Raw genomic sequence first — 5,125 nt, 5'->3', positions numbered from 1 at the left:
GACTGGCTCGGCTCGCACCCCACCGAGGCGCGCGACGTCATCCGCAAGTCCATCCAGGCCGCGGCCGCCCGGATGGCGGCCCGCAAGGCGCGCGAGGCCACCCGGCGCAAGGGCCTGCTCGAGTCGGGCGGCATGCCCGGCAAGCTGCGCGACTGCCAGTCGAACAACCCCGTCGAGTGCGAGATCTTCATCGTCGAGGGCGACTCGGCCGGCGGCTCGGCCGTGCGGGGGCGCAACCCGCGCACCCAGGCGATCCTGCCCATCCGCGGCAAGATCCTCAACGTCGAGCGCGCCCGGCTGGACCGTGCGCTGGGCAACCAGGAGGTCCAGGCCCTCATCACGGCCTTCGGCACCGGGATCGGCGAGGACTTCGACATCGCCAAGCTCCGCTACCACAAGATCGTGCTCATGGCCGATGCCGACGTCGACGGCCAGCACATCGCGACCTTGCTGCTCACGCTGCTGTTCCGGTACATGCCGGAGCTCATCACGCAGGGGCACGTGTACCTGGCCCAGCCGCCGTTGTACCGGATCAAGTGGTCCAACGCGCCGCACGACTACGTCTACTCGGACAGGGAGCGCGACGCGTTCCTCGCCGCGGGCCAGGCCTCGGGCAAGCGGATCCCCAAGGAGAACGCGATCCAGCGCTACAAGGGCCTGGGCGAGATGGACTACTCCGAGCTGTGGGAGACCACCATGGCTCCGGACCACCGCACGCTCCTCCAGGTGACGCTCGACGACGCCGCCGCGGCGGACGAGATCTTCGCGATCCTCATGGGTGAGGACGTCGAGTCCCGCCGGTCCTTCATCCAGCGCAACGCCAAGGACGTGCGGTTCCTCGACATCTGAGGACTGCCTCCTGGCCGGCCCGACCGCTGACCCCGCACGGGTCGCGACGACGAGACAAGGAAGACCGTGACCGAGCAGACCGGTGACAGCAAGCAGCCCGAGCTGGACGCCTCCGGCGAGGTGATCACCGACCGCATCACGCCGGTGGACCTGCAGCTGGAGATGCAGCGCTCCTACCTCGACTACGCGATGAGCGTCATCGTCGGCCGCGCCCTGCCGGACGTGCGCGACGGCCTCAAGCCCGTGCACCGCCGCGTGCTCTACGCGATGTACGACGGCGGCTACCGGCCCGACCGCCAGTTCTCCAAGTGCAGCCGCGTGGTCGGCGACGTCATGGGCAAGTACCACCCGCACGGCGACACGGCGATCTACGACGCCCTGGTCCGCCTGGTGCAGGACTGGTCGCTGCGCTACCCGCTGGTCGCCGGCCAGGGCAACTTCGGCTCCCCGGGCAACGACCCGGCCGCGGCGCCCCGGTACACCGAGTGCAAGATGGCGCACATCGCCATGGAGATGGTGCGGGACATCGACGAGGAGACCGTCGACTTCCGGGACAACTACGACGGCCGCACGCAGGAGCCGACCGTCCTGCCCAGCCGGTTCCCCAACCTGCTCGTCAACGGCAGCGCCGGCATCGCCGTCGGCATGGCGACGAACATCCCGCCGCACAACCTGCGCGAGGTCGCGGCGGGCGTGCAGTGGTACCTCGCCCACCCGCAGGCCTCCAAGGAGGAGCTGCTCGAGGCCCTCATCGAGCGCATCCCCGGCCCGGACTTCCCCACCGGGGCCACGATCCTCGGCCGCCGGGGCATCGAGGACGCGTACCGCACGGGCCGCGGCTCGATCACCATGCGCGCGGTCGTCACGGTCGAGGAGATCCAGAACCGGATCTGCCTGGTCGTCACCGAGCTGCCCTACCAGGTCAACCCCGACAACCTCGCGGCCAAGATCGCCGACCTCGTCAAGGAGGGTCGCGTCGCCGGCATCGCCGACATCCGCGACGAGACCTCGGGGCGCACCGGCCAGCGCCTCGTCATCGTGCTCAAGCGCGACGCCGTGGCCAAGGTGGTGCTCAACAACCTCTACAAGCACACCCAGCTCCAGGACACCTTCGGCGCCAACATGCTCGCGCTGGTCGACGACGTGCCGCGCACCCTGAGCATCGATGCGTTCGTGCGGCACTGGGTCACCCACCAGCTCGACGTCATCGTGCGGCGCACCGCGCACCGCCTGCGCCGGGCCCAGGAGCAGGCGCACATCCTGCGCGGCTACCTCAAGGCGCTCGACGCGCTCGACGAGGTCATCGCCCTCATCCGCCGCTCGCCGGACGTCGAGGAGGCCAGGGCAGGGCTCATGGCGCTGCTCGAGGTCGACGAGCTCCAGGCCACGGCGATCCTCAACCTCCAGCTGCGCCGCCTGGCGGCCCTGGAGCGCCAGAAGATCATCGACGAGTACGACGGCCTCATGGTCAAGATCACCGACTACGAGGCGATCCTCGCCAGCCCGCAGCGCCAGCGCGACATCGTCGGCGAGGAGCTCGACGAGATCGTGAACCGCTACGGCGACGAGCGCCGCACCACGATCCTTCCCTACGACGGCGAGGTCTCCATGGAGGACCTCATCGCCGAGGAGGAGGTGGTCGTCACCATCACGCGCGGCGGCTACGCCAAGCGCACGCGCTCGGACGCCTACCGGCTGCAGAAGCGCGGCGGCAAGGGCGTGCGCGGCGCACAGCTGCGTGCGGACGACGTCGTCGAGCACTTCGGTGTGACAACGACGCACCACTGGCTGCTGTTCTTCACCAACCTCGGCCGCGTCTACCGCGCCAAGGCCTACGAGCTGCCCGAGGGCGGGCGCGACTCCAAGGGCCAGCACGTGGCCAACCTGCTGGCGTTCCAGCCCGGGGAGCAGATCGCCAAGGTCATCGACCTGCGCGACTACGACGTCGCCGAGTACCTCGTGCTCGCCACCCGTCGCGGCCTGGTGAAGAAGACGCGCCTGGCGGAGTACGACTCGAACCGTTCCGGCGGCCTCATCGCGATCAACCTGCGCGAGGACGAGGACGGCCGCTCGGACGAGCTCGTCTCGGCAGCGCTGGTCGACGAGGACTCCGAGCTGGTGCTCGTCTCGCGCAAGGGCCAGGCCGTGCGGTTCCCCGCGACGGCCGACCAGCTGCGCGCGATGGGCCGGGCCACGTCGGGTGTCACGGGCATGAAGTTCCGCGACGACGACGAGCTGCTCGCCATGGACGTCATCGCCGAGGGTTCCTACCTCATCACCGTGACCGACGGCGGCACGGCCAAGCGCTCGGACATGCACCGCACCAACAGCGACGGCAACCTCGAGTACCGCCGGACCAACCGCGGTGGGCTCGGAGTGCGTGCCGCACGGCTGCCGGACGAGCGCGGCGTGCTCGTGGGAGCCCTCATGGCCGATGCCGGCGACGAGGTCCTCGTGGTCATGGAGCGCGGCAAGGTGGTGCGCTCGCTGGTCGGGGAGATCCCGGTGCACGGGCGGGACGCGACCGGCGTCATCCTCGCCAAGCCGGACGCCGGGGACCGCATCCTCGCCGTCGCGCGCAACGTGGAGCGCACCCTGGCGGGCGATGCCGCTACCGTGGACGACGACACCGACGCGACGGCACCGTCGGCGCCGACCGAGGGAGAGCGATGAGCACCGAGTCCCAGCCACCGTCGATCGCACCCCAGCGACCGTCCGCCGGCCCCCGGCCCGACACCGCGCCGCGCCGCGTGACCGCCCCGGTCTCGGGCGACGATGCGCCGTCGGCCGCAGCCGCGACGGATGTCGAGGGCGCCACGACCGAGGCCCCGGCCGGCCCGTCGTTCGGCGACCGCATCAAGAAGGCGGCCCAGGGCGCGGCCGGTGCCGCGCGCACCGCCCTCCCGGCGCGCGGAGAGACCATCGACGACGCCCAGGCGCCGGCCCCCGCCCCGAACCGGCCGGTCTCCGCGGGCGGCACCGGCAGGGTGCCCTCGACGGGTGGCGGCACGGCGGCGACCTCGGTGAACCCGGCCGGCGGCCCGCGCCGCGTGCGCCTGGCGATCGCCCGGATCGACCCGTGGTCCGTCATGAAGCTGTCGTTCCTGCTGTCCTTCGCGATCGGCATCATGATCGTCGTGGCGGCGGCCGTCGTCTGGTACACCCTCGACAACCTGGCCGTGTTCACCCAGGTCAACGACGTCATCGCGACGCTGTCCGGGTCGACGACGTTCTTCGACGTCCTCGAGTACGCGAAGTTCGACCGCGTGGTCTCGCTCGCCGCGATGATCGCCGTCGTCGACATCGTGCTGCTCACGGCGCTGGCGACCATCGGGGCCTTCCTCTACAACATCGTCGCGGCGATGGTCGGCGGCATCCACCTGACGCTCACGGACGACTGACCGGGCCGGAGTTGGGGGCTGCCCCGCCGCTGGGGTAGTCTCGTGCGGCGCCGCCTCGGCGGCACGGGCCTATAGCTCAGACGGTTAGAGCGCTTCCCTGATAAGGAAGAGGTCAGAGGTTCAAGTCCTCTTAGGCCCACTCCCGCAGCACCCGGAGGACGGATGAAGAAGCTCCTCATCGCCCTGCTCGCCGTGGCGGCCGGCTACGTCGTCTGGCGCACGTACGCGGAGGACCGTGACGAGCGGGACCTGTGGACCGAGGTCACCGACGAGCTCGACTGACCTCACCGCGGCCCCGGGGCCGCAGGCGGCGTCGCCGCCCAGGGGCCATGGCGCAATTGGTAGCGCACCTGCTTTGCAAGCAGGGGGTTAGGGGTTCGAGTCCCCTTGGCTCCACCGACACACCCGCTCGGTCCAGCACCGGCGCCCTACCGGTCGCGGTGCGACATGTCGCCCGTGGTCGGGGCAGAACCCGTCGGGGCGTAGCGCAGCCGGACGACGCCCGTCTCGGTGGTGAGCGCCGGCTCGAGCAGCCGGAGCCGGGCGGGGACGGCGCCGTCAGGGAAGACCTTCTTGCCCTGGCCGAGCACCACGGGGTGCACCCACAGGGTCAGGATGTCGTAGAGGTCCTCGGCGAGCAGCGTCTGGACGAGGTCGACGCTGCCGATGACGTGCACGCTCTCGTGCCGATCTCGGACGACCCGAACCTCCGCAGCCAGGTCAGTGCCCAGCTGGCTCGACCCACGCCAGGTCAGACCGGGCCGCCCGCGGCTCGCGACGTACTTCGGGATGGCGTTGAACCGCCGGGCGATCTCGGGGGCGTCGCGTTCGCCCTGGAGCGGCCAGTACGCCGCGAAGATGTCGTACGTCCGGCG

5 protein-coding genes and 2 tRNA genes are annotated in these 5,125 nt (G+C 70.8%); 6 read left to right on the top strand and 1 reads right to left on the bottom strand.

The genetic code is table 11. From position 1 onward, the window contains the following. The 6 genes from PKY62_RS11935 to PKY62_RS11910 form a co-directional block, all read left to right on the top strand. Positions 1 to 849 (top strand): toprim domain-containing protein (locus tag PKY62_RS11935; protein ID WP_324537241.1); only part of this gene is annotated, 849 nt, incomplete at its 5' end. Positions 850 to 951: 102 nt separating this feature from the next. After that, the gene (gyrA, locus tag PKY62_RS11930; protein WP_324537243.1) at positions 952 to 3,522 is read left to right on the top strand and encodes a DNA gyrase subunit A; all 2,571 of its coding nucleotides are present in this window, start codon (positions 952 to 954) and stop codon (positions 3,520 to 3,522) included. Next, positions 3,519 to 4,250, top strand: coding sequence for a DUF3566 domain-containing protein (locus PKY62_RS11925; protein ID WP_324537239.1), 732 nt, complete (start codon positions 3,519 to 3,521; stop codon positions 4,248 to 4,250). The genes gyrA and PKY62_RS11925 overlap by 4 nt, the downstream gene beginning before the upstream one ends. A gap of 65 nt (positions 4,251 to 4,315) precedes the next feature. Continuing rightward, positions 4,316 to 4,389, top strand: a tRNA-Ile gene (locus PKY62_RS11920). 23 nt (positions 4,390 to 4,412) lie between these two features. Beyond that, positions 4,413 to 4,532, top strand: a complete 120-nt coding sequence (locus PKY62_RS11915) for a DLW-39 family protein (RefSeq protein ID WP_324537237.1) — start codon at positions 4,413 to 4,415, stop codon at positions 4,530 to 4,532. Between the two features lie 41 nt (positions 4,533 to 4,573). Then, a tRNA-Ala gene (locus tag PKY62_RS11910) sits at positions 4,574 to 4,646 on the top strand. Positions 4,647 to 4,678: 32 nt separating this feature from the next. Here the strand turns inward: PKY62_RS11910 and PKY62_RS11905 are convergent. Continuing rightward, a partial coding sequence (locus PKY62_RS11905) for a dihydrofolate reductase family protein (RefSeq protein WP_324537236.1) occupies positions 4,679 to 5,125 on the bottom strand: 447 nt, incomplete at its 5' end.

Origin of the sequence: Actinotalea sp. (assembly GCF_035443605.1) — a bacterium.
GTDB lineage: Bacteria > Actinomycetota > Actinomycetes > Actinomycetales > Cellulomonadaceae > Actinotalea.
This window is presented reverse-complemented; position numbering and strand designations above follow the sequence as displayed.